The sequence below is a fragment of the Aeromicrobium sp. JP4 genome, assembly GCF_054957925.1.
In genome coordinates this window covers 1,833,381-1,853,699 of record NZ_CM143290.1, presented here as the reverse complement: position 1 = coordinate 1,853,699, position 20,319 = coordinate 1,833,381, and the positions used below count along the sequence as shown (strand labels likewise).

At 71.7% G+C, this 20,319-nt stretch carries 21 protein-coding genes and 1 tRNA gene; 9 read left to right on the top strand and 13 right to left on the bottom strand.

The features are described 5' to 3' along the window. Positions 1–4 precede the first annotated feature (4 nt). From ACY1JX_RS09145 to ACY1JX_RS09130, 4 genes are all read right to left on the bottom strand, one after another. Positions 5–874 carry a fructosamine kinase family protein gene (locus ACY1JX_RS09145; RefSeq protein ID WP_462563772.1) on the bottom strand — a complete coding sequence of 290 codons (870 nt, stop codon included), beginning with the start codon at positions 872–874 and terminating at the stop codon, positions 5–7. A gap of 136 nt (positions 875–1,010) precedes the next feature. Next, on the bottom strand, positions 1,011–1,490 hold the full coding sequence (locus ACY1JX_RS09140) for a low molecular weight protein-tyrosine-phosphatase (protein WP_286930506.1): 480 nt from the start codon (positions 1,488–1,490) through the stop codon (positions 1,011–1,013). Beyond that, entirely contained in the window at positions 1,490–1,867 is a 378-nt protein-coding gene (locus tag ACY1JX_RS09135; RefSeq protein WP_286930504.1) for a phage holin family protein, read from the bottom strand. The genes ACY1JX_RS09140 and ACY1JX_RS09135 overlap by 1 nt, the downstream gene beginning before the upstream one ends. A gap of 10 nt (positions 1,868–1,877) precedes the next feature. Beyond that, on the bottom strand, positions 1,878–2,834 hold the full coding sequence (locus ACY1JX_RS09130) for an EamA family transporter (protein WP_462563771.1): 957 nt from the start codon (positions 2,832–2,834) through the stop codon (positions 1,878–1,880). A gap of 63 nt (positions 2,835–2,897) precedes the next feature. On the opposite strand from ACY1JX_RS09130, the gene ACY1JX_RS09125 reads away from it, so the two are divergent. The 5 genes from ACY1JX_RS09125 (at position 2,898) to ACY1JX_RS09105 (ending at position 8,662) form a co-directional block, all read left to right on the top strand. After that, complete coding sequence (locus ACY1JX_RS09125; protein ID WP_462563770.1) at positions 2,898–3,947, top strand: histidinol-phosphate transaminase; 1,050 nt, start codon at positions 2,898–2,900, stop codon at positions 3,945–3,947. A 139-nt stretch (positions 3,948–4,086) separates the two neighbouring features. Then, positions 4,087–5,121 (top strand): pyruvate dehydrogenase (acetyl-transferring) E1 component subunit alpha, encoded by a 1,035-nt coding sequence (pdhA, locus tag ACY1JX_RS09120; protein ID WP_181753905.1) that lies wholly within the window; start codon positions 4,087–4,089, stop codon positions 5,119–5,121. After that, positions 5,112–6,071: an alpha-ketoacid dehydrogenase subunit beta gene (locus ACY1JX_RS09115; RefSeq protein WP_181753907.1), complete on the top strand. Its 960-nt coding sequence runs from the start codon at positions 5,112–5,114 to the stop codon at positions 6,069–6,071. Before pdhA ends, ACY1JX_RS09115 begins: the two co-directional genes overlap by 10 nt. After that, positions 6,071–7,303, top strand: coding sequence for a dihydrolipoamide acetyltransferase family protein (locus tag ACY1JX_RS09110; protein WP_462563769.1), 1,233 nt, complete (start codon positions 6,071–6,073; stop codon positions 7,301–7,303). The genes ACY1JX_RS09115 and ACY1JX_RS09110 overlap by 1 nt, the downstream gene beginning before the upstream one ends. Positions 7,304–7,390: 87 nt before the next feature. After that, complete coding sequence (locus ACY1JX_RS09105) at positions 7,391–8,662, top strand: MFS transporter (RefSeq protein WP_462563768.1); 1,272 nt, start codon at positions 7,391–7,393, stop codon at positions 8,660–8,662. A gap of 18 nt (positions 8,663–8,680) precedes the next feature. Here ACY1JX_RS09105 and ACY1JX_RS09100 read toward each other — a convergent pair whose 3' ends face one another. The 5 genes from ACY1JX_RS09100 to ACY1JX_RS09080 form a co-directional block, all read right to left on the bottom strand. Further along, the gene (locus tag ACY1JX_RS09100; protein WP_462563767.1) at positions 8,681–9,568 is read right to left on the bottom strand and encodes an oxidoreductase; all 888 of its coding nucleotides are present in this window, start codon (positions 9,566–9,568) and stop codon (positions 8,681–8,683) included. Positions 9,569–9,581: 13 nt separating this feature from the next. Next, a complete protein-coding gene (locus ACY1JX_RS09095) occupies positions 9,582–10,343 on the bottom strand; it encodes a hypothetical protein (protein WP_462563766.1) in 762 nt (253 codons plus the stop codon). A gap of 26 nt (positions 10,344–10,369) precedes the next feature. Continuing rightward, entirely contained in the window at positions 10,370–11,137 is a 768-nt protein-coding gene (locus ACY1JX_RS09090; RefSeq protein WP_181753916.1) for a maleylpyruvate isomerase family mycothiol-dependent enzyme, read from the bottom strand. After that, positions 11,130–11,639: a hypothetical protein gene (locus ACY1JX_RS09085; RefSeq protein ID WP_462563765.1), complete on the bottom strand. Its 510-nt coding sequence runs from the start codon at positions 11,637–11,639 to the stop codon at positions 11,130–11,132. Before ACY1JX_RS09085 ends, ACY1JX_RS09090 begins: the two co-directional genes overlap by 8 nt. Positions 11,640–11,833: 194 nt before the next feature. Further along, the gene (locus ACY1JX_RS09080; RefSeq protein ID WP_181753919.1) at positions 11,834–13,702 is read right to left on the bottom strand and encodes an acyl-CoA dehydrogenase; all 1,869 of its coding nucleotides are present in this window, start codon (positions 13,700–13,702) and stop codon (positions 11,834–11,836) included. A 363-nt stretch (positions 13,703–14,065) separates the two neighbouring features. Here ACY1JX_RS09080 and ACY1JX_RS09075 point away from each other — a divergent pair, with 363 nt between their 5' ends. Both ACY1JX_RS09075 and ACY1JX_RS09070 read left to right on the top strand, forming a co-directional pair. Beyond that, positions 14,066–14,986 (top strand): LysR family transcriptional regulator, encoded by a 921-nt coding sequence (locus tag ACY1JX_RS09075; protein ID WP_462563764.1) that lies wholly within the window; start codon positions 14,066–14,068, stop codon positions 14,984–14,986. 96 nt (positions 14,987–15,082) lie between these two features. Further along, on the top strand, positions 15,083–15,892 hold the full coding sequence (locus ACY1JX_RS09070; protein ID WP_462563763.1) for a calcium-binding protein: 810 nt from the start codon (positions 15,083–15,085) through the stop codon (positions 15,890–15,892). Between the two features lie 6 nt (positions 15,893–15,898). Here ACY1JX_RS09070 and ACY1JX_RS09065 read toward each other — a convergent pair whose 3' ends face one another. From ACY1JX_RS09065 to ACY1JX_RS09055, 3 genes are all read right to left on the bottom strand, one after another. Next, positions 15,899–16,630, bottom strand: coding sequence for a sulfite exporter TauE/SafE family protein (locus tag ACY1JX_RS09065; protein WP_286930467.1), 732 nt, complete (start codon positions 16,628–16,630; stop codon positions 15,899–15,901). A gap of 18 nt (positions 16,631–16,648) precedes the next feature. Then, a complete protein-coding gene (locus ACY1JX_RS09060; protein ID WP_462563762.1) occupies positions 16,649–17,929 on the bottom strand; it encodes a uracil-xanthine permease family protein in 1,281 nt (426 codons plus the stop codon). A gap of 63 nt (positions 17,930–17,992) precedes the next feature. Further along, a complete protein-coding gene (locus tag ACY1JX_RS09055) occupies positions 17,993–18,745 on the bottom strand; it encodes an enoyl-CoA hydratase (RefSeq protein WP_181753929.1) in 753 nt (250 codons plus the stop codon). Positions 18,746–18,768: 23 nt separating this feature from the next. Between ACY1JX_RS09055 and ACY1JX_RS09050 the strand changes: the two genes are divergently transcribed. Further along, entirely contained in the window at positions 18,769–19,659 is an 891-nt protein-coding gene (locus tag ACY1JX_RS09050) for an alpha/beta fold hydrolase (protein ID WP_462563761.1), read from the top strand. 94 nt (positions 19,660–19,753) lie between these two features. Then, a tRNA-Gly gene (locus ACY1JX_RS09045) sits at positions 19,754–19,827 on the top strand. Between the two features lie 20 nt (positions 19,828–19,847). Here ACY1JX_RS09045 and ACY1JX_RS09040 read toward each other — a convergent pair. Further along, positions 19,848–20,267: a universal stress protein gene (locus tag ACY1JX_RS09040; RefSeq protein ID WP_181753932.1), complete on the bottom strand. Its 420-nt coding sequence runs from the start codon at positions 20,265–20,267 to the stop codon at positions 19,848–19,850. Between the last annotated feature and the right edge of the window lie 52 nt (positions 20,268–20,319).

The following is a 20,319-nucleotide window of genomic DNA, read 5'->3' as shown; positions in this document are numbered from 1 at the left end:
GCCCCTACGCCGCGCCGTCGAGCAGGCTCTGGGCCGCGGCCGCCGCGCGCGCACCGTAGGCGCCGCCGAACATCACGGCGTGGACGAGCAGCGGGTGCAGCTGGTGCAGCGGCACGCGGTCGAGCCAGCCGTCCTGCAGCGGCGCGGCCTCGTGGTAGGCGTCGAGGATGCGCTGGAGGTGGGGCGCGCCGAACAGGGCGAGCATCGCCAGGTCGGTCTCGCGGTGACCGCCGTGCGCGGCCGGGTCGACCAGGTGCACCCCCTCGGTGGACCAGACGAGGTTTCCTGACCAGAGGTCGCCGTGCAGCAGGGACGGGGGCTCGGGGTCGGGCGTGAGCGAGGGCAGCCGCTTCATGACCTGCTCGATGACGCGCGCCTGCTCGAGGGAGAGCGAGCCGCGGTCGGCGGCGGCCTTGACGTAGGGCATCACGCGGCGGCTCGCGTAGAACTCCTCCCACGTCGGGGAGGGACGGTTGGGCAGCGGCGCCAGGCCGATCCAGCCGTCGTGGTCGGCGCCGAACCCGCCGGTGCCGGAGGCGTGCAGGGCCGCGAGACCGCGGCCGAACGACTCGGCCAGGTCGACCGAGGGCTTGGTGGGCTCGACCCACGCCAGGATGATGCACTCGTCGTCGGCCGCGAGGACCTCGGGCACCTTGACCCCGCCGGCCGCGCGCAGGCGGCGCAGCCCCTCGGCCTCGGTGGTGAAGAAGCCCGCGGGGGCCTGGGGCCGGGTCTTGATGATGGCGGAGCGGCCGTCGGTCAGCCGCAGCCGCGTGGTGGTGCAGATGTCGCCGCCGGCCACCGACGTGGTCGACACCACGGCGACATCCAGCAGCTTCTCCGCGAGCGCTGCGGTCCCCGCCATTCGTGCCATGTCCCTGAACTTACCGGCTGGAGTCCAGTGGGCGGACGACAGCGGTCACGTCACGGAGTCGCCGGATCGCGGAAGGCGTTGAAGAGCAGGTGGTCCTCGGCGTCGTCGGCAGTGGTGAGGCGGAGGCTGCGCGCGGTCACGAGTCGTCGGAGAGGTGCCGGACGATCTCGCGGGTGGTGCGCTCGACCATGGCCAGGACCTCGTCGAAGCCCTCGGGTCCGCCGTACCAGGGGTCGGGCACCTCGGCGTCCGGGGCGTCGGCCTCCGGGTCGAACGAGCGGTACATGCGAACCTTGGCGCGCTGCTCGTCGGAGGTGGCCAGCGCCAGCACGTCGCTGTGGTTCGACGCGTCCATCACGAGGATGAGGTCCTGCTCGTCGAACCAGTCGGGCGTGAACGTGCGGGCCCGGTGGCGCGTGGCGTCGTAGCCCGCGGCGGTCAGGGTGGCGGCCGCGCGCTCGTCCATCGGCTGGCCGACGTGCCAGTCGCCGGTGCCCGACGAGGACACCTCGACGTCGTCGATGCCGGCCTGCGCCAGCTGGTGCTCCAGCACGACGTCGGCCATGGGGGAGCGGCAGATGTTGCCCAGGCAGACCAGGGCGACGCGGCGGGACATCAGTCGATGATCGCCGAGAGGATCGACTGGCACACCGAGATGACGACGGCGCCCAGGATCGCCCACCAGAACCCGTCGACGCCGAACTCGACGCCGAACGCCGAGGTGATCCACTCGGTCAGCAGCAGAAGCAGGGCGTTGATGACGACGAGCAGGATGCCGAGCGTCAGGACGATGAACGGCAGCGCGATGAGCTTGACGACCTGACCCACGAACAGGTGGACGATCGTGAAGACCAAGCCGACGATCGCCAGGGCCAGGACACGGTTCAGGGTCGTCTCGTCGGCGTCGCCGATGGTCATGTGGCTGCCCAGCAGGAGAGCCGCGAGCGCGAGCGCGACGCTGCTGACGAACCAGGAGGACAGGAAGCGTTCCATGCGTCTCACCCTAGAGGGGCGGCGGCAGCTCGTCGGCCGGGACGTGCCGGGCCGTCTGCGCCAGGACGATGCCGGCCAGCACCGCCAGGACGCCGATCACCTGCACCGCGTCGAGGGTCTCGGAGAACCACAGCCACCCCACGATCACCGCGACGACGGGCTCGAGCATGGCCGTCACCGAGGCCTTCGAGCTGGACAGGTCGCGCAGCGAGGCGAGGTACAGGAAGAAGGGCAGCACCGTGCCGAGCAGTACGACCGACGCCATCGCGAGCCAGGCCGGCACGGTGAACTCCGCGAGGCGCCCCAGCATCGAGGCGTCGTTCGCCAGGGCGCTCGTGCCCTCCCAGCCGCCGAGGACGTTCATCACGATGGCGCCCACGCCGAACGACCAGACCACGGTGCGCAGGGCGGTCAGCGGCTCGGCCGCCGAGGATGTCAGCTCCTCGCCGAGCAGGAAGTAGGCGGCGAAGCAGACGGCCGCAGCGAGGGCCATCAGCACGCCGATCCCGTCGAGGCTCAGCCCGTCCCAGACCTGTCCCACGAGTGCGAGGCCCAGCAGCGCCAGCGCGATCGCGGGCCACACGCGCGGGTGCACGGGCTCGCGGCGCACGAACCTCACCCACAGCACCACCAGCACCGGCGCCAGGTACTCCAGCAGCAGCGCGACGCCGATCGGCAGCCGCATGATCGCGATGTTGTAGGTCCACTGGACGAACGCGACGCCCACGACGCCGAGCGCGAGGACGAGCAGCAGGTCGCGTCCCCGCGGCCGGCGCAGCGCCGACCGGTCGAACGCGACCGCGATCAGGAGGAAGGTCAGGAACGCGAACGTGACGCGGATGGTCGTGTACGTCGCGGTCGGCAGGCCCGCCTCCATCGGTATCCGGGTGACCCCGGCGTTGATCCCGAAGAAGACCGCGGCGGTGACGACGAGCGCGTAGCCGCGGCGCACGTGGGGCTGGGGCACCGAACGATCATCGCACCGCCGGTCGTCAGGGGCCGGACGGCCCGGCGGTCGTACGCTCGAGCCATGACCGACCCCCGTCCTCGACACGTGCTGGCCGCGATCCCCGCCTACCGGCCGGGCCGGCCCGCGCACGCCGAGAGCCACAAGCTCTCCAGCAACGAGAACCCGTTCGAGCCCCTGCCCGGGGTCGTGGAGCGCGCGGCCGCCGGGCTGCTGCGGATGAACCGGTACCCCGACCCGGGCGTCACCGCGCTGGGCGAGGCGCTGGCGAAGCGGACGGGCCTCACGACCGACCACTTCGCGTTCGGCACCGGCTCGGTCTCGGTGCTGTTCGGCCTGCTCGACGCGTGGTGCGGCCCCGGCGACGAGGTCGTCTACCCGTGGCGCTCGTTCGAGGCCTACCCGATCGCGGTGGACCTGCCCGGCGCGACCTCGGTGCGCGTGCCGCTGACGGCCGATCACCGGCACGACCTCCCGGCGATGGCCGACGCGATCACCGAACGCACGAAGGTCGTGCTCGTCTGCACGCCCAACAACCCCACCGGGCCGATCGTCACCGACGCCGAGTTCGAGGCGTTCATGGCGCGCGTCCCGTCGCGCGTGCTCGTGGTGGTGGACGAGGCCTACCTCGAGTTCGTCCGCGACCCCGAGGCGCTGTCGGGTGCCGCGGCGCTGGAGCGCCACCCGAACGTCGTGGTGCTGCGCACGTTCTCGAAGGCCTACGGTCTCGCGGGGCTGCGGATCGGCTACTCGATGGCGCACCCGGCGATCACCGAGGCGATCCGCAAGGCGCTGCCGCCGTTCGGCGTCACCGACGTCGCGCAGGCGGCCGCGCTGGCCTCCCTCGACGCCATCGACGCGCTGACCGAGCGGGTGGAGGCGATCGTCGCCGAGCGCACCCGCGTGTTCGACGCGCTGCGCGAGCAGGGCTGGGACGTCCCGGCGACCCACGCGAACTTCGTCTGGCTCCCGCTGGGCGACCGCTCCGCCGAGTTCGCCGACCACGCGCACCCGATCTCGGTGCGCCCCTTCCCCGAGGGCGTCCGCGTCACCATCGGCTCCCCGGAGATCAACGACGCCTTCCTGGCCCGCGCGGCGGCGTTCCGGCACTGAGTACGGCGCCGGACACTCCGGCCGCCTGATAGCCTCTGAACAGATGTGATGCCTGTCACATCGACGGCCCTACGCTCACCACCCCGAGCCGCGGCCGTGTCACTGGGGCGGTGATCCCGCCCCCGGCAAGGAGGCAGTCATGGGCCTACCCATCTCCCAGACCCTGGCGCCCGACGGCGAGCTCGTCGCGGCGCACGACTTCACCCCCGAGGAGCTGCGCGGGTTCCACCGAGACCTCGTGCTCGCCCGGCGCATCGACTCCGAGGCGTTCGCGCTGCAGCGGCACGGCGAGCTGGGCCTGTGGGCCCCGATGCTCGGCCAGGAGGCCGCCCAGATCGGCAGCGGACGCGCGCTGGCCCCGAACGACTTCGTCTTCCCGTCCTACCGCGAGCACGCCGTCGCGTGGTGCCGCGGACTCGACCCCGCCCTGCTGCTCAGCCTGTTCCGCGGCACGAGCCTCGGCGGCTGGGACCCCGCCAAGTACGGGTACGCGCTGCCCGCGATCATCATCGGCGCGCAGACCCTGCACGCGGTCGGCTACGGCATCGGCCTGACCCTGGAGGGCAAGGAGGACGCGGTCGTCACGTACTTCGGCGACGGCGCCACCAGCCAGGGCGACACGAACGAGGCGTTCGCGTGGGCCGCGTCCTACAACGCGCCGGTCGTCTTCTTCTGCCAGAACAACCACTACGCGATCAGCATCCCGCTCGAGCGCCAGACCCGGGTGCCGATCGCCCAGCGCGCCGCCGGCTTCGGGTTCCCCGGCGTCCGTGTGGACGGCAACGACGTGCTGGCCGTGCACCAGGTCACCAGCGAGGCGCTCGCGAAGGCGCGCTCGGGTGGCGGGCCCACCCTCATCGAGGCGATCACCTACCGGATGGGCGCGCACACCACGTCCGACGACCCCAGCCGCTACCGCGACCCGCACGAGGCCGACGAGTGGGCCGAGCGCGATCCGCTGCTGCGCCTGCGGATCCTGCTCGAGCGCACCGATCCGGGCTTCGCGGAGTTCGACGCCGAGGTCAAGGCCGAGGCCGACGAGCTCGGCGCCCACCTGCGCGAGGTCTGCGGCAACCTGCCCGATCCCGACCTCGCCGACCTGTTCGAGCACGTGTACGCCGACCTGCCACCGGAGCTGGTGGCCCAGCGCGAGGAGGTGCGGTCATGGAGCTGAGCATCGGCAAGGCCCTCAACGCGGGCCTGCGAGCAGCCATGGACGACGACGCGAAGGTCGTCCTGATGGGCGAGGACATCGGCCGTCTCGGCGGCGTCTTCCGGGTCACCGACGGACTGCAGAAGGACTTCGGCGACCAGCGGGTCATGGACACGCCGCTGGCGGAGTCCGCCATCGTCGGCGCGGCGGTCGGCATGGCCTACCGCGGCTTCCGGCCGGTGGTCGAGATCCAGTTCGATGGGTTCGTCTACCCGGCCTACGACCAGATCGTGAACCAGGTGGCGCGGCTGCGCTTCCGCAGCAGCGGCTTCGTCAAGGTTCCGATGGTCATCCGCATCCCCTACGGCGGCGGCATCGGTGCAGTGGAGCACCACTCGGAGAGCCCCGAGGCGCAGTTCGTCATGACGCCCGGCCTCACGGTGGTGACGCCGTCGAACGCGCACGACGCGTTCTGGATGATGCGCCAGGCCATCGCGTCGGACGACCCGGTGATCTTCCTGGAGCCGAAGCAGCGCTACTGGGACACCAGCGAGGTGCGCGACGAGGCGGACCTGGGCCTGCACGAGAGCCGCGTCGCGCGGCAGGGGGACGACGTGACGGTCGTCGGTTACGGCCCGGTCGTCAAGACGTGCCTGGCCGCGGCCGACGAGGCCGATGCGTCGCTGGAGGTCATCGACCTGCGCTCGCTGTCGCCGCTGGACCTCGGTCCGGTGATGGAGTCGGTCAAGCGCACCGGTCGTGTCGTGGTGGTGCACGAGGCCGCGCGGACCCTCGGCCTCGGTGCCGAGCTGGCCACGCGGATCACGCAGGAGTGCTTCTACTCGCTGGAGGCGCCAGTGCAGCGCGTCACGGGCTACGACATGCCCTACCCGCCGTGCCGCGTGGAGCACGACCACCTGCCGAGCGTCGAGCGGATCCTCGACGCCGTCGACGTCACGGGGGAGTTCTGATGAGCACGGTCACGAGCGGCGAGTTCCGCCTGCCCGACGTCGGCGAGGGCCTCACCGAGGCCGAGATCGTCTCCTGGCACGTCAGCGTCGGTGACGAGATCGAGGTCAACGCGCCGCTGGTCGACATCGAGACGGCCAAGTCGATCGTCGAGCTGCCCAGCCCGTTCGCGGGCCGCGTGGAGGAGCTGCTCGTCTCCGAGGGCGACACCGTCGCCGTGGGCAGCCCTATCGTCCGGATCGGGTCCGGTGACGCATCGGCCTCGGCCCCGGCGAAGGTCGCCGACCGCGAGCCGGCCCCCGAGGTCCCGGAGAAGAAGCTCGAGGTTCTCGTCGGCTACGGCCCCAGCACGGGCCGGCGCCGCACGCGGAACCGAGCGGCCCCGGTGGACGCCGGCGCCGCCCGCGCCGCGGTCCGCGTGCTGGCGAAGCCGCCGGTGCGCAAGCTCGCCAAGGACCTCGGCATCGACCTCTCGAAGGTCCCGGCCAGCGGCGACGTGGTGACGCGCGCCGAGGTCGAGGCCTTCGCCCGCGGTCACGGCGCGGACGCCGTCACCGCGGCGCCAGTTTCGGGGGTGCGGCGGGCGACGGCCGAGGCGATGATCGCCTCGGTCGCCGTTCCGCAGGCCACCGAGTGGATCACGGTCGACGTCTCGGCCTCGGTCGACCTGGTCGAGCGGCTCAAGCGCGACCGGCGCTTCGAGGGCGTCCGGGTCACCACGACGCTGCTCACGGCACGGGCGATCTGCCTCGCGCTGCGGCGCACGCCCGACCTGCACGCGCGCTGGAACGAGTCGACGATCGAGCACCCGGCGTCCGTGGGCCTGGGCATCGCCGCCGCCACCGAGCGCGGCCTGGTCGTCCCGGTCGTGCGCGAGGCGGAGGGGCTGTCGCTGCCCGACCTGGGGCGGGCGATCGACGACCTCGTGGCCACGGCGCGCGCCGGTCGCATCCAGCCCGACCAGATGTCCGGCGGCACGTTCACGCTGACGAACATCGGCGTGTTCGGGATCGATGGCGGGACGCCGATCCTGCCGCCCGGCCAGTCGGGGATCCTCGCGCTCGGCCAGGTCGCCCGGCGGCCGTGGGTCGTGGGCGACGAGGTCGTGCCGCGCTGGGTCACCACGCTGGCGGTCACGTTCGACCACCGCGTGGCCGACGGCGAGCAGGCGTCGAGGTTCCTGGCGGACGTCGCGGCGATCCTCGAGGACCCCGCGATGGCGCTGGCGTTCTGAAACGCTGGCAGTGACGTTCGCGGGGTCGACACGCCGTTTCATGCCCCCCGAACGTCACTGCCAGCGCTGCAGGGGCACACTGGATCGGTGAACGACCAGGGCCAGCAGTACCGCGGCGCCTGGACCGTCTGGATCGTCGGGCTGGCGGCCTACCTGCTGGCGGTCTTCCATCGATCGTCCCTCGCGGTCGCGGGCCTGGTGGCCGGCGAGCGGTTCGACATCAGTGCCGCCCAGCTCTCCACGTTCGTGATGCTGCAGCTGCTGGTCTACGCCGGCATGCAGATCCCCGTGGGCCTGGCGGTCGACCGGTTCGGCCCGCGCGCGGTGATGCTCGCCGGCGCCGCGGTGCTGACGCTGTCGCAGGCCGGGTTCGCGTTCGCGGAGTCCTACGCCACGGCGCTGACCGCGCGCTTCTTCGTCGGCATGGGCGACGCGATGACGTTCGTGTGCCTGCTGCGCCTCGTCAACGCGTGGTTCTCGCCCGGTCGGATCCCGCAGATCACGCTGCTCACGGGGCCGATCGGCCAGCTCGGCGGGATCATCGCCGCGGTGCCCATGACGTGGGCCTTCAGCAACCTGGGCTGGACCAAGGCCTACCTGGTCGCCGCGGGGCTCGGTCTGATCGTGACGATCGCAGTGCTCCTGCTGGTGCGCGACGAGCCGCACGCGCGGTCGGTCCGCGGGCCGGCCCTGTCGTGGACCCGCATCCGGACGTCACTGGCCGCGTCCTGGGAGCACCCCGGCACGCGGCTCGGCTTCTGGATGCACTTCGTGACCCAGTTCAGCTCCACCGTCCTGGGCCTGCTGTGGGGGTATCCGTTCTTCGTTCGCGGCGAGCACACCTCCGAGGCCTTCGCGGGCACGCTGCTGACGCTGATGGTCGTCGCAGTCATGTTCGCCGGGCCCGTGCTCGGCCGGCTCATCGGCAACCATCCGTGGCACCGCTCCACGATCGTGCTGACGATCGTGTCATCGATCGTGGTGGCCTGGACGGCCGTGCTGGCGTGGCCAGGCGACGCGCCGGGCTGGCTGCTGGTGGTCCTGGTGATCGTCGTCGGGGTGGGAGGACCGGCCTCGATGATCGGGTTCGACCTCGTGCGCACGTCGAACCCGATCGACCGCCTCTCCACCGCCACGGGCATCGTCAACCAGGCGGGCTTCCTCGCGAGCCTCATCACCGTGATCGCGGTGGGCGTGATCCTCGACGCCACCGGCCAGAACTTCAAGGCCGCGATGAGCTTCCAGTACGTGCTGTGGGCCCTCGGCCTCGCCCAGGTGTGGCGCTACCGCGTGAAGACCCGCGCCCGCCTCGTGCGCGACGACCCTGACCGCTGGGCGCGCCACGCCGGCCTCGGCTGATTCCGGCAGGGACGGCGGTCAGGAGACGTCGAAGACCACCCCGGTGGCGGTCTCGCTGGCGGCCCAGACCTCGGCCGCGAGGCGCGGGTCGCGGGCCGCGGAGGTCATGCCGACCTTGGTCGGGCGCCCGCGGGTCTGGCGCAGGCCGGCCGGCCCGATGTACTCACCACCGGTGAGGGTGGGGTCCGAGGCGGCCCGCAACGTGGGCCACGCCCCTGCGTGAGCGGGCTGGCTGAACGCGCCGCCGAGGAAGTGCAGGGCACCGCTCGAGCGAGTCAGGTTCGTCGCGCTGAGTCCCGGGTGCGCCGCCACCGAGACCAGGCCGAGTCCGGCCGTCTTGGCGCGCCGGTCGAGCTCCTTCATGAAGAGCAGGTTGGCCAGCTTCGACTCCGCGTACGAGCGCCAGCGCCTGTACCGCCGCGGATCCCCGTTCGGATCGAGGGACCTCAGGTCGACCCCCTTCGTCATCGAGTGGGCGAGTGAGGAGACCGTGACGACGCGCGTGGCGCCCTCGCGCAGGAGCGGCCACAGCGTGGCCGTCCAGGCGAAGTGGCCGAGGTGGTTCGTCGCGATCTGCAGCTCGAAGCCGTCCATCGTGCGGGTGAACGGCGGCACCATCACACCGGCGTTGTTGATCACGATGTCGAAGCGCTCACCCACGTCCACCACGCCCTGGGCCGCGGCGATCGTGCCGGGCAGGTCGGCCAGGTCGAGGGTGATCACGTCGACGTCGCCGAGGTCGGCCACGGTGTCCGCCGCCTTGCGCTCGTCGCGCGCGGTGATGACCACTTCCGCCCCGTGCCGCAGCAGCACGCGCGCGGTCTCGGTGCCGATGCCGCTCGTGGCGCCCGTGACGAGGGCGCGCTTTCCGGTCAGGTCGCCGATGGCCGACGTCTCCCAGCCCATGTGTCCTCCGATCTCAGCGGGGCAGCACCGCGAACCACGGCACCGACCAACCACCGAGCCTGAACCTACCGGCGGCGAACGCGTCGCGCCCGACGCGAACCATCCGGCCGGCGCTCGGCTCGAAGAGCTCGAGCTGCTCCCCGCTGGTCCGCACGGCGAGTACGACGTGGGCCGGGCGCACCTCGTCGCCGACGTAGAGCGGCACGGTGTGACCCGCCTGCACGGCCGCCAGCACGAGGTCGAACTCGCCGGCGAGGTCGTCGGGGTCGAGCGTGCGCGCCTCGTACTCGTGACCCGGCAAGCCCGATCCGCCGGCTCCTGTCATCTGCCGGGCGGCGCCCCACGGCGAGGTCCCGAAGAGTCGCAACCACGGCCACTGCAGGTCGCCGTCGTGGTCGCGCAGGCCCGTCACGCGCCGGTGCATCCTGACGACCTCGGCCTTCCACCGCTCGGCGAAGCTGGTCGAGTCCGAGGAGTCGGCCGCGGCGTCATAGCCGGTGGTCAGCCACAGCGCGTAGGGGTCGTCGTGGAGCATCCGAGAGACCGCCAGCGAGGCCGCACCGCACGAGGTGTCGTCCGGCTGGCGGAAGTCGCGAGGGTGGGACGTCGGATCGAGCACTCGACGCTCGGCCGGTGACATCGCGCCGGTCCGGGCCTCGAGCCGCAGGGCGACCTCCGTCGGAACGGTTGCGGCCACCGCGGCGGTGAACGTGCGCGGACCGGTCCGCCGCTGAAGCCGGGCGAGACCGCGTCGTGCCAGGCGGACGAGCCGCACGACGGGGACTGCCGGCCCGGGGCGCATCAGGTGGTGACGGCCATGGCGCGCAGCACGCGCTCGGCCAGCTCCCGGTCTCCCTCGATCTCGACCTCGACATCGTCGGGCGTGCGTCGCCCGGCGCCGAGGATCGTGAACGCGGCGGTGTCCATGCGGACGGTGGCTGTCGGGTCGGCCTCGGTGGGGCGGGCGCGGCCGTCGTCGCCGACCCCGATCGTGCTGTCGAGCGGGACCGGCCCGGTGACGACCCAGCGCACCACGGTGCCCGCCGGCGCTTTGACCTTGCGCCCCAGCACGTAGGGCAGGGCCGCCGCGAAGGTGGCGGTGGTGACGTGCGCGCCGAGCGCGTCGAGCCCGCCGGGCAGCCCGGTGGCGCGACGGATGTCCTGCTCGTGCGACCAGAGGTCGATCACCCGGTTCCGCAGTCCGACCTCCCAGGTCCACTCGACCCCGGCGGGCGTGTTCACGGCGGGCGCCTGCGGGTCGGGCAGGTCGGCGAGTGTCTCGGCGCGGCGGGCGACCAGGTCGGCGAGATCGGCGCGCAGCTGGTCGACCGGCACGCCGCGCAGCGCCGCGACGCCGGCATTCGTGTACTCGGCCGGGACGGCGCCGCCGCCGACAGGCTCCGGCTCGCCCTCGACCATGACGCGCTCGAGGTGCACGAGGTGCGCGAGGACGTCGCGAGCCGTCCAGCCGGGCAGGTCGGTGGGCACCTCCCAGTCGTCGGGCTCGAGGGCGAGGACGGCGTCGGCCGACTCGCGCCACGCGTCGATGTAGAGCTTCAGGTCAGTCATGGGCAAGGATCCTGCGCGTTCGGGCGGTCAGGGTGGCACCTGCCAGCCCCAGTCCCGCGACGAGTCCGGTCCAGGCGATCGCCCGTCCGGTTCCGGCTCGGCTCGACAGGTCCACCAAGGCGGTCCCGTAGCGAGCGGTGTCGGTCTGCTTGTCCGCCGGACGGCACACGATGCGCGTCTCGTCGGGGGCGTCGGGAAGGACGCCGATGAGGTGCCAGCGGCTGCCGTCGCTGTCGACGACGATGTCGACCGTGGCGGCGGGCACGGGGGTGCGCTTCTTTCCGTTGCGCGCGGCGCACGTGACGGCGCGCTCGGGTTGCGGCAGGTCGGTGAGGACGGCGAGGTCGTCGGTGCCGTTGGTCTGGATCGGCTGGCCAACGGGAACCACCTCAGCCTCGCGCAGCGGGTCCCACGCCGAGGCGGCGAACGCGGTGCCGGCGACCCATGCGAGTGCGGCCACGAACGCGGCGACGAGGTACCAGCGTCGTCGGGTCAGGTCCACCCCGACAGCCTAGACGCGCGCGTGCGCCGACGGCCGGAGCCTCCGCCACCGCCGGCCACTTTTGGAAACGGTTGCACCGTCTGACGTCGTATCGACGTGCATCCGTTTCCAAAAGTGGAGCTGGGGGGCGGGCGTGAACGCACGAACGGCGCGGACCCAGCCGGGTCCGCGCCGCTCGAGAGTGAGTCAGCGACTCAGAAGGCAGCCTCGTCGAGCTCCATGACGTCGAGGTCGACGGCCTCGGCCATCGCGCGCTCGGCGGCCAGGCGGGGCAGGACGTTCTTGGCGAAGAAGGACGCCGCGGCGACCTTGCCCTCGTAGAACGACTTGTCCGCACCCGAGGCACCGGCGTCGAGCTTGGCCTGCGCCACCTCGGCGCCGCGCAGCAGCAGCCACGAGACGACCAGGTCGCCGAGGACGTACACGAGGCGCGTCGTGTTCAGCGCGACCTTGTAGACGTTGCGGGCGTCGCCGTTCTCGTCGGCCGGGTTGGAGGCCATGAGGTCGTTGAACATCGCGGTGATGACGGCGGTCGCGTCGTCGAGGCCGCGGGCGAGCAGGTCGCGCTCGACCTTCAGGCGACCGTTGCCGGCCTCGTTGTCGATGAACGACTTGATCTGCTCGGACAGGTAGCCCAGCGCACGGCCCTGGTCCTTCACGATCTTGCGGAAGAACAGGTCCTGGCCCTGGATCGCCGTGGTGCCCTCGTAGAGCGTGTCGATCTTCGCGTCGCGGACGTACTGCTCCAGCGGGTACTCCTGCAGGAAGCCCGAGCCGCCGAACGTCTGCAGCGCCTCGGTGCCCAGCAGGACCCACGAGCGCTCGGAGCCGTAGCCCTTGACGAGCGGCAGCAGCAGGTCGTTGACCGAGGCCGCGAGGCTGGCGTCCTCGCCCGAGACCTTCTTGATCTGTACCTCGTCCTGGAACGTGGCCGCGTAGATCATCAGCGAGCGCAGGCCCTCGGCGAACGCCTTCTGCGTGAGCAGCGAGCGACGCACGTCGGGGTGGTGCGTGATCGTGACGCGCGGCGCGTCCTTCGCGGGGTTGGTCAGGTCGGCGCCCTGCACGCGCTCCTTGGCGTACTCCAGCGCGTTGAGGTAGCCGGTCGACAGCGTCGCGATGGCCTTGGCGCCCACCATCATGCGGGCGTTCTCGATGACACGGAACATCTGGTTGATGCCGTCGTGCACCTCGCCGAGCAGCCAGCCGGTGGCCGGGCCGCCGAGCTGCGCGTCGCCGAAGGTGACCTCGCACGTGGCCGAGACCTTGATGCCCATCTTCTTCTCGACGTTCGTCACGTAGACGCCGTTGCGCTCGCCGGTCAGCTCGCCGGTCTCGAGGTCGAAGTGGTGCTCGGGGACCAGGAAGAGCGACAGGCCCTTCGTGCCCGGGCCGCCGGCGCCCTCGACGCCCACCGGACGGGCCAGCACCAGGTGCATGGTGTTCTCGCCGAGGTCGCTCACGGCGGAGGTGATGAAGCGCTTGACGCCCTCGATGCGCCACGTGCCGTCCTCGTTCGGGAAGGCCTTGGTGCGGCCGGCGCCGACGTCGGAGCCCGCGTCGGGCTCGGTGAGCACCATCGTGGTCAGCCACTGGCGCTCGATCATGATCTCGGCGATCTTCTGGTCGCGGTCGGTGCCGTTCTCCCACACGACGCGGCTGAAGGCCGGGCCGGCGCCATACATCCAGATGGCGGGGTTGGCGCCGAGGACGAACTCGCCCATGGACCACACGAGGGAGGAGGGGGCGGGCTGGCCGCCGAGCTCGGTCGGCAGCTGCAGGCGCCACCACTCGGCGTCCATCCAGGCCTTGTAGCTCTTGGCGAAGGCGGGGTTCTGCTGCAGCGAGTGCGTGGCGGGGTCGTAGACCGGCGGGTTGCGGTCGGCGTCGGCGAAGGACGCGGCGAGGTCCTCGCGCGACAGGCGCTCGACCTCGGAGAGGATGCTCTTCGCCGTGTCGACGTCGACCTCGTCGAACGGGCCGGTGCCCAGGACGGACTGCCGGTCGAACAGCTCGAAGAGGTTGAACTCGACGTCGCGCAGGTTGCTCTTGTAGTGGCTCATGGGCCGTGGGACCTCCGGGAAAGGGGACTGCCAGTGTTACTGGCGGGTTCTACTGGCCAGTAACTAGATACTACTCCAGCCACCGTCGAGCACAAAGGCCGTTCGGGGAAAAGAAAAACGACCCGCTCCTCAGGGGGAGGCGGGTCGGTTCCGTGAAGGGGTTCAGGCGCGACGGGCGGGGATGCGCGTCAGGCCGTCGGTGGCGACCAGGTAGGCCGTGTGGATCGTGCCGGCGGCGACGGCGACGATGCCGGAGAGTGCGAGGAAGGTCATGAGCGTGCTCCTTTCGTTCCCTTCCATTGTGAGACGTTCAACTGTCAAGGACAATCCAACGGAACTACGCCCAACGTGTAGTTTGACTACATGGACACCCGACGCCTTGCGATGCTGCGCGAATTGGCCGAGCGGGGCACCGTCGGCGCGGTCGCCGACGAGATGAACGTCACACCCTCCGCGGTGTCGCAGCAGCTGAAACTGCTGGAGGCGGAGGCGGGTGTGCCCCTGCTGGAGCCCGCCGGCCGCGGCGTGCGCCTCACCGCGGCCGGGCGTGCCCTGGCCGAGACGGCCACCGAGGTCGCCGTCGCGCTCGAACGGGCCGAGTCCCGGTGGCGCGAGTACCTCGGCGGCCCCGCAGGAGACGTCACCCTGACGGTCTTTCCCACGGGCGGCGAGATGCTGCTGCCCGGACTGCTCACGCGCGTGGTCGCCGAGCCCGCCGTGAACCTCATCTGCACCGACCGCGACCCCACCCAGCGGTTCGACGTGCTCGACATGGTGGCGAACTTCGACATCGTGGTCGCCGACTCGCCCGCCGCGACCGAGGAGTGGCACGACCGCGGGCTCCAGCTCGTGTCGCTGCTGCGCGAGCCCCTCGACGTGGCACTGCCGGAGAGCCACCGCCTCGCGGCGAAGCAGAGCCTGTCGCCGAAGGACGTCATCGGCGAGACGTGGATCGGGGCGCCGCACGGCTATCCCTACGACCGGGTGCTGCAGCAGCTCGTGGCGGTGACCGGCGAGTCGGTGCGGATCGCACAGCGCTTCGACGACAACGGCGTGGTCGAGGCCGTCGTCGCCGCTGGCCACGGCATCGCGATCCTGCCGCGCTTCACGACGCGGACGCGCGACAACGGGCTCGTGACCCGCCCGCTCGTCGGCATCCGGGCGCGACGCGACATCACGGCGGTGCTGCGGCCCGACCGGTTCGAGCGACCCAGCGTGCGCTTCTGCGTCCAGGCTCTGCGCGAGGAGGCCCGCACGGTCGCCGACCGGCACGCCGCCGTCTGAGCCCTTGCGCCGGGCGCCGTGGCGATTACGCTGAGCCCACTCACGCCATCGGGGGCAGCAGAGTGCCGACCCCCGCGTCTCGTTCAGGGGGAACAGATGACGACTGTCCACGACCGTCCCACCCACCGCCGCGCTCGCCGCCGACTGCGCCTCGCCCTCGCCGCGGCCGCCGTGCTCACGATCGGAGCCGTCGCCCCGGCGCACGCGGCCAGGATCACCGGCACCGAAGGGCCGGACTGGCTCGACGGCACGACCGGGAACGACAGCATCTTCCTGTTCGGAGGGGACGACCACGTGACCGCGCTCGATGGCGACGACTTCGTCGACGGAGGACCGGGCCACGACACGCTCGTGGGCGACGCCGACAGCGACGCGGTCGTGGGTGGCAGCGACCGGCTGTACGGCGGTGACGGGAACGACGCGCTCCTGGGCAGTGGCGGTGGGGACGTGCTCCACGGCGATGGCGGCAACGACAGCATCGGCGGTGAGCACGGCGACGACGACATCTGGGGCGACGAGGGTGACGACTGGCTGCGCGGCGACGCGGGCCACGACATGATCGACGGGGGTCGTGGCAACGACTCCATCTCCGGTGGTCCCGGCAACGACGAGATCGGCGGGGGCATCGGCGTGGACACCCTGAGCGGCGGCGAGGGGAACGACCTGATCGGTGTCACCGACTCCGACCGCGCCGACGCCGGATCGGGCGACGACGAGGTGCTCATCAGCCAGGTGGCGAGCGGCGCCTCCGTCTACTGCGGCGACGGCTACGACTCCGTGACCTTCCTGACCTACGGCTGGCTCGTCGGCAGCGCCCAGGTCGATGCCTCCTGCGAGCGGGTCACGTCGAGGCCGCTCAAGGGCGACACCTCCTACCCGACCCCGCCCGGACCGGAGGCCAGCTGAGCGCGGTCAGCGCAGCGCGTCGACCAGCAGCCACGCCGCGACGAGCGTGATCGCCACGAGGTAGATCCGGTCGAAGCGGCGCTCGGGCATCCGGTCGAGGACGCGACTGCCCACCCAGGTCCCGGTGATGACGCCGACGATGCCGACGGCGGCCGCCGGGGCCTGGGCGGCGGGTAGCAGCCCGACCGCGCCGAAGATCACGAGCTTGGCGGCGTGACCCGCCACCTGCGACGCGGCGAAGGTGCCGACGAACCCCATCCGGTCCTTGGTGCCGGCCCGGAAGAACGGGGCGGCCAGCGTGCCGGTCGCCCCGACCACCGGGTTCAGGGCACCGAGCACGCCGCCCATCGCGATCCACCCGCCCGGGCTCGGCGCGGGCAGCGGACGCGAGAGCCACTCGGGCAGCCACGTCGCCACGAGGACCGCGATGGCGATGGCTGCCTGCAGCGCGGCGTCCGGTGCCTGGCGCGCCAGCGACAGGGTCAGCGCGCCCGCGGGCAGCAGGAGCAGGGAGGTGCGCCACACGATCCGCCAGTCGACGTCACGGCGGCGGACCAGCGTCCGGGTGCCGTTCGACACCACCTGGATGGCGGCGTGCAGCGGCAGCGCGACGAGCGGGTCGAGGAACGCGACGAGCACGGCCAGCAGGACGACGCCGCCGCCGAAGCCCAGCACCGCGGTGAGTGCCGACGTCGCGAACGCGCACGCGCCGACGAGCAGCACCAGGGTGGGATCCACCCGCCCATGTCTACAGGGTCAGGCTCCCGGGTCGACGCTCTCGGTGGCCACCTCGGCGTCGGGATCGCGCTGGACGATCCGCATCACGTGGTAGATCACGATCGCGGCGACCGAGCCCAGCGTGATGCCTGACAGCGACACGTCGCCGCGCGTGATCGTGAGGTTGCCGATGCCGATGATGAGAGCCGCGGCAGCCGTGTAGAGGTTGATCGGGTTGGCGAAGTCGACGTGGTGGTCCATCCAGATGCGCACGCCGATCAGGCCGATGAGGCCGTAGAGCGCGACCGTGACGCCCCCGATGACGCCCTCGGGGATCGTCCCCAGGAGTGCCCCGAACTTGGGGGAGAGGCTCAGCAGCATCGCCACGACGCCGGCCACCACATAGGCGGCGCTGGAGAAGACACGGGTCGCGGTCATGACGCCGATGTTCTCGCCGTAGGTGGTGGTCGCCGAGCCGCCGAAGCCGCCGGCGATCGTGGTGGCCAGGCCGTCGGCGATGAGGGCGCGGCCGGTCTCCTCGTTGATGGCCGGCCGGTCGGTGAGGTGGGCGACGCTGCGGACGTGGCCGATGTTCTCGGCGATCAGTGCGAGCACGATCGGCAGGAACATCGGCAGCACGGACCACTCGACCGTGGGGGTGTGGAACTCGGGAAAGCCGACCCAGTCGGCCTTCTCGACCTTGCTGAAGTCGATCTCCCCCGAGGCGAGTGCCACGAGGTAGCCCGCGACGATGCCGAAGAGGATCGACAGCCGCGCGGCGAACCCGGTGAGCAGCACGGCCGAGAGGCAGATGACCGCCAGGGTGATCGTGGCGAGCCACGGCGCCTTCGCGAAGTTGTCGGTGGCGGCGCCGGCCAGCGCGAAGCCGATGAGCGCGACGATCGCGCCCGTGACGACCGGGGGCATCAGCGTCTCGAGCCACGCCCGTCCGGTGGCCTGCACGAGGAAGCCGAACGCGGCCAGCGTGATGCCCGTGCACATGATGCCGAACAGGGCGGCGCCCATGTTGTCGTCGAGGACGAGCGCGTGGACCGGGGAGATGAACGCGAACGACGACCCGAGGTAGCTGGGCAGCCGGCCGCGGGTGATCGCCAGGAAGAGCAGGGTGCCGAAGCCGGAGAAGAACAGCGTCGTCGTCGGCGGCATCTCGGTGAGCAGCGGCACGAGGAACGTCGCGCCGAACATCGCCACGACGTGCTGGGCGCCGAAGCCCAGGGTGCGCGGCCAGGAGAGGCGCTCTTCGGGCAGGACGATCGCGCCGGGGGAGACGTTCGAGCCGTCACCATGCAGGGTCCACATGGGAACTGACCTTCTCACGCCCCTCGGCCGGAGTCGACGGGCGTCCGGTGTCAGCGTGAGGCGTCAGCGTCCGGCGAACCTCGCGGCGAACGCCGCGAACTCCGGGCTGCTGAGCGACTCGGCCTGCGCCCACGACTCGAAGTTGAGCGACTCGTGGAGGTCGTCGCGCGCCGCGATCGCGACCGACTTCTTGATGTCGGACATCAACTTGGGGTTGCGTATGCTCCACGACGCGGCGAGTTCGGCGGCACGGGCCTTCGGGTCGTCGGCGATCTCCTGGGCGATGCCCAGCCGCAGGGCGGCCTCGGCCTTGATGATGTCGCCGTTGAAGAGGGCTGCGGCCGTGTTGGCCGAGCCGATGCGCTGGGTGAGCATCCACGTGCAGCCGCCGCCGGGGTGCAGGCCGATCTTGCTGAAGGTGGGCCCGAAGCCGCCCTCGGGTCCCGCCACGATGACGTCGCACGCGAGGGCGATGTTCAGCCCGGCGCCGACCGCCGCGCCGTGCACTGCTGCGACCGTGGGGATCGAGAGGTTCCGGATGCCCAGGAACGAGGCGTAGACGTTCATCAGGTGCTCGCGCAGGACGTCGGCCGGGCGGCCGGTGTCGCCGAAGAGGCTCTCGAGATTGGCGCCCGAGCAGAAGGCCTTGCCGGCGCCCGTGACCACGAGGGCGCGGGCCTCGTCGTCGGCGGCGACGGACTCGACGGCCGCGCGCAGCTCCTCCAATAGCGGCCAGTCGAGGGCGTTGAGGCGCTCGGGGGCGTTCAGCGTGATCGTGCGGACGGAGTCTTCGCGCGTGAGCTCGACGAGTGTCATGCGGATCACCCTACGATCAATCCATGACCGAACGGACCCTGCCTGTGGTGCCCGGAGTCGAGCACCGGTGGATCGATGTCGACGGCGTGAGCCTGCACGTGGCGGAGGCCGGAACGGCTCACCGATCGGCCGACCGTCCCACCCTCGTCCTGCTGCACGGCTGGCCGCAGCACTGGTTCTGCTGGCGTCACGTGATGCCGGCCCTGGCGGAGACCCACCACGTCATCGCGCTCGACCTGCGCGGTGCGGGCTGGAGCGACGTGCCGGAAGGAACGGACGCCTACGACAAGCGCGTCATCGCCGACGAGGTCGCCCGCGCCCTCGAGGTCCTCGGGCTCGAACGGCCGGTGCTCGTCGGTCACGACTGGGGCGCCTGGACCTCGCTGCTCGTCGCGAGCCGCCACCCGGGTTCCGTGCGGGGCGTCGTCGCCGCCGCGATCGTCGCGCCGTGGCAGGACGTGCCGCTGCACCAGATGTGGCGCTTCGCGTACCAGCCGATCGCCGGTGGTCCCGGTGGTGCGTTCCTGCAGCGCCGCGCGGGCCAGGTGCTGCTGAAGACGGTCTTCCGCGCCGGTGCGACCCGACGCTTCCACTGGCCGCGCTCCGTGCGCGAGGAGTACCTGGCGCGGTTCCGCGACCCGGCGCGCGCCCGCGCCGGCCAGGCGATGTACCGCTCCTTCCTGCTGAAGGAGATCCCGAAGATCGGCCGCGGTTACGCCCGCCGGGTCGACGACGTGCCGCTGCTCTTCCTGCCGGGCACGGGCGACCTCGTGCTGGCGCCCAGCCTCGTGCGCCGCGTGGAGGGCCCGCCGAACGTCACGGTCACCGAGATCTCGGGCACCGGCCACTGGATCCCCGAGGAGCGCCCCGCCGAGCTGGTGGGCCAGGTCCGCGAGTTCCTGCGCCAGTTCTGAGGCCGCGCTGCGTCATACGATGCGGTCGCTCCAGCAGCCGTTCCGTATGACGTTGCGAGGCCGGCGAGCGTGCCTAGTACGATCGGGGCACACCGCCGGTGTAGCTCAATGGCAGAGCGCTTGCTTCCCAAGCAAGATACGCGGGTTCGATTCCCGTCACCGGCTCCACCAGCGGCGTTCGCTCCCGCTCAGACCGTCTTCACGATGTACACGTCGCAGGGCGCGTGGTGCGCCACGTCGGTGGCCACGCTGCCGAGCAGGCGGCTGATCCCCTGCACGCGACGGTTGCCCACCACGATGAGGTCGGCGCCGATCTCCTTCGCGACGTGCACGAGGGCGTCGGCGGGCTTCCCGGGCGCGGGGCTCGCCTCGACGGTCCCTTGGTAGGAGAGGCCCTCGGCGACCTGGCGCGCGATGGCCTCGGCCCGTTCGCCCGGGCTCAGGGGGTGCATGCCCGGAGGCAGGTCGGTGGCCGCGGCGGCCTTCTCGTCGACCGCCGTGACGATGTGGAGCGCGGCGCCGGTGGCGGAGGCGAGCCCGGCCGCGACCTCCGCGGCGCGGGACGCGGTGTCGCTGCCGTCGACGCCGACGAGGATGGTCTTGTACACGTCTGACTCCTCAGGGTTGGCTTGCCAGCACCCTCGCACACGAAAGGGCCAG

Bases quoted from the DNA above. Each gene is read 5' to 3' on its own strand.
- ACY1JX_RS09080 (WP_181753919.1), bottom strand. From the start codon at position 13,702: ATGAGCCACTACAAGAGCAACCTGCGCGACGTCGAGTTCAACCTCTTC.
- ACY1JX_RS09100 (WP_462563767.1), bottom strand. From the start codon at position 9,568: ATGGGCTGGGAGACGTCGGCCATCGGCGACCTGACCGGAAAGCGCGCC.
- ACY1JX_RS09060 (WP_462563762.1), bottom strand. From the start codon at position 17,929: ATGTGGACCCTGCATGGTGACGGCTCGAACGTCTCCCCCGGCGCGATC.
- ACY1JX_RS09125 (WP_462563770.1), top strand. From the start codon at position 2,898: ATGACCGACCCCCGTCCTCGACACGTGCTGGCCGCGATCCCCGCCTAC.
- ACY1JX_RS09070 (WP_462563763.1), top strand. From the start codon at position 15,083: ATGACGACTGTCCACGACCGTCCCACCCACCGCCGCGCTCGCCGCCGA.
- ACY1JX_RS09050 (WP_462563761.1), top strand. From the start codon at position 18,769: ATGACCGAACGGACCCTGCCTGTGGTGCCCGGAGTCGAGCACCGGTGG.
- ACY1JX_RS09115 (WP_181753907.1), top strand. From the start codon at position 5,112: ATGGAGCTGAGCATCGGCAAGGCCCTCAACGCGGGCCTGCGAGCAGCC.
- ACY1JX_RS09135 (WP_286930504.1), bottom strand. From the start codon at position 1,867: ATGGAACGCTTCCTGTCCTCCTGGTTCGTCAGCAGCGTCGCGCTCGCG.
- ACY1JX_RS09055 (WP_181753929.1), bottom strand. From the start codon at position 18,745: ATGACACTCGTCGAGCTCACGCGCGAAGACTCCGTCCGCACGATCACG.
- ACY1JX_RS09140 (WP_286930506.1), bottom strand. From the start codon at position 1,490: ATGTCCCGCCGCGTCGCCCTGGTCTGCCTGGGCAACATCTGCCGCTCC.
- pdhA (WP_181753905.1), top strand. From the start codon at position 4,087: ATGGGCCTACCCATCTCCCAGACCCTGGCGCCCGACGGCGAGCTCGTC.
- ACY1JX_RS09145 (WP_462563772.1), bottom strand. From the start codon at position 874: ATGGCACGAATGGCGGGGACCGCAGCGCTCGCGGAGAAGCTGCTGGAT.
- ACY1JX_RS09075 (WP_462563764.1), top strand. From the start codon at position 14,066: ATGGACACCCGACGCCTTGCGATGCTGCGCGAATTGGCCGAGCGGGGC.
- ACY1JX_RS09090 (WP_181753916.1), bottom strand. From the start codon at position 11,137: ATGACTGACCTGAAGCTCTACATCGACGCGTGGCGCGAGTCGGCCGAC.
- ACY1JX_RS09110 (WP_462563769.1), top strand. From the start codon at position 6,071: ATGAGCACGGTCACGAGCGGCGAGTTCCGCCTGCCCGACGTCGGCGAG.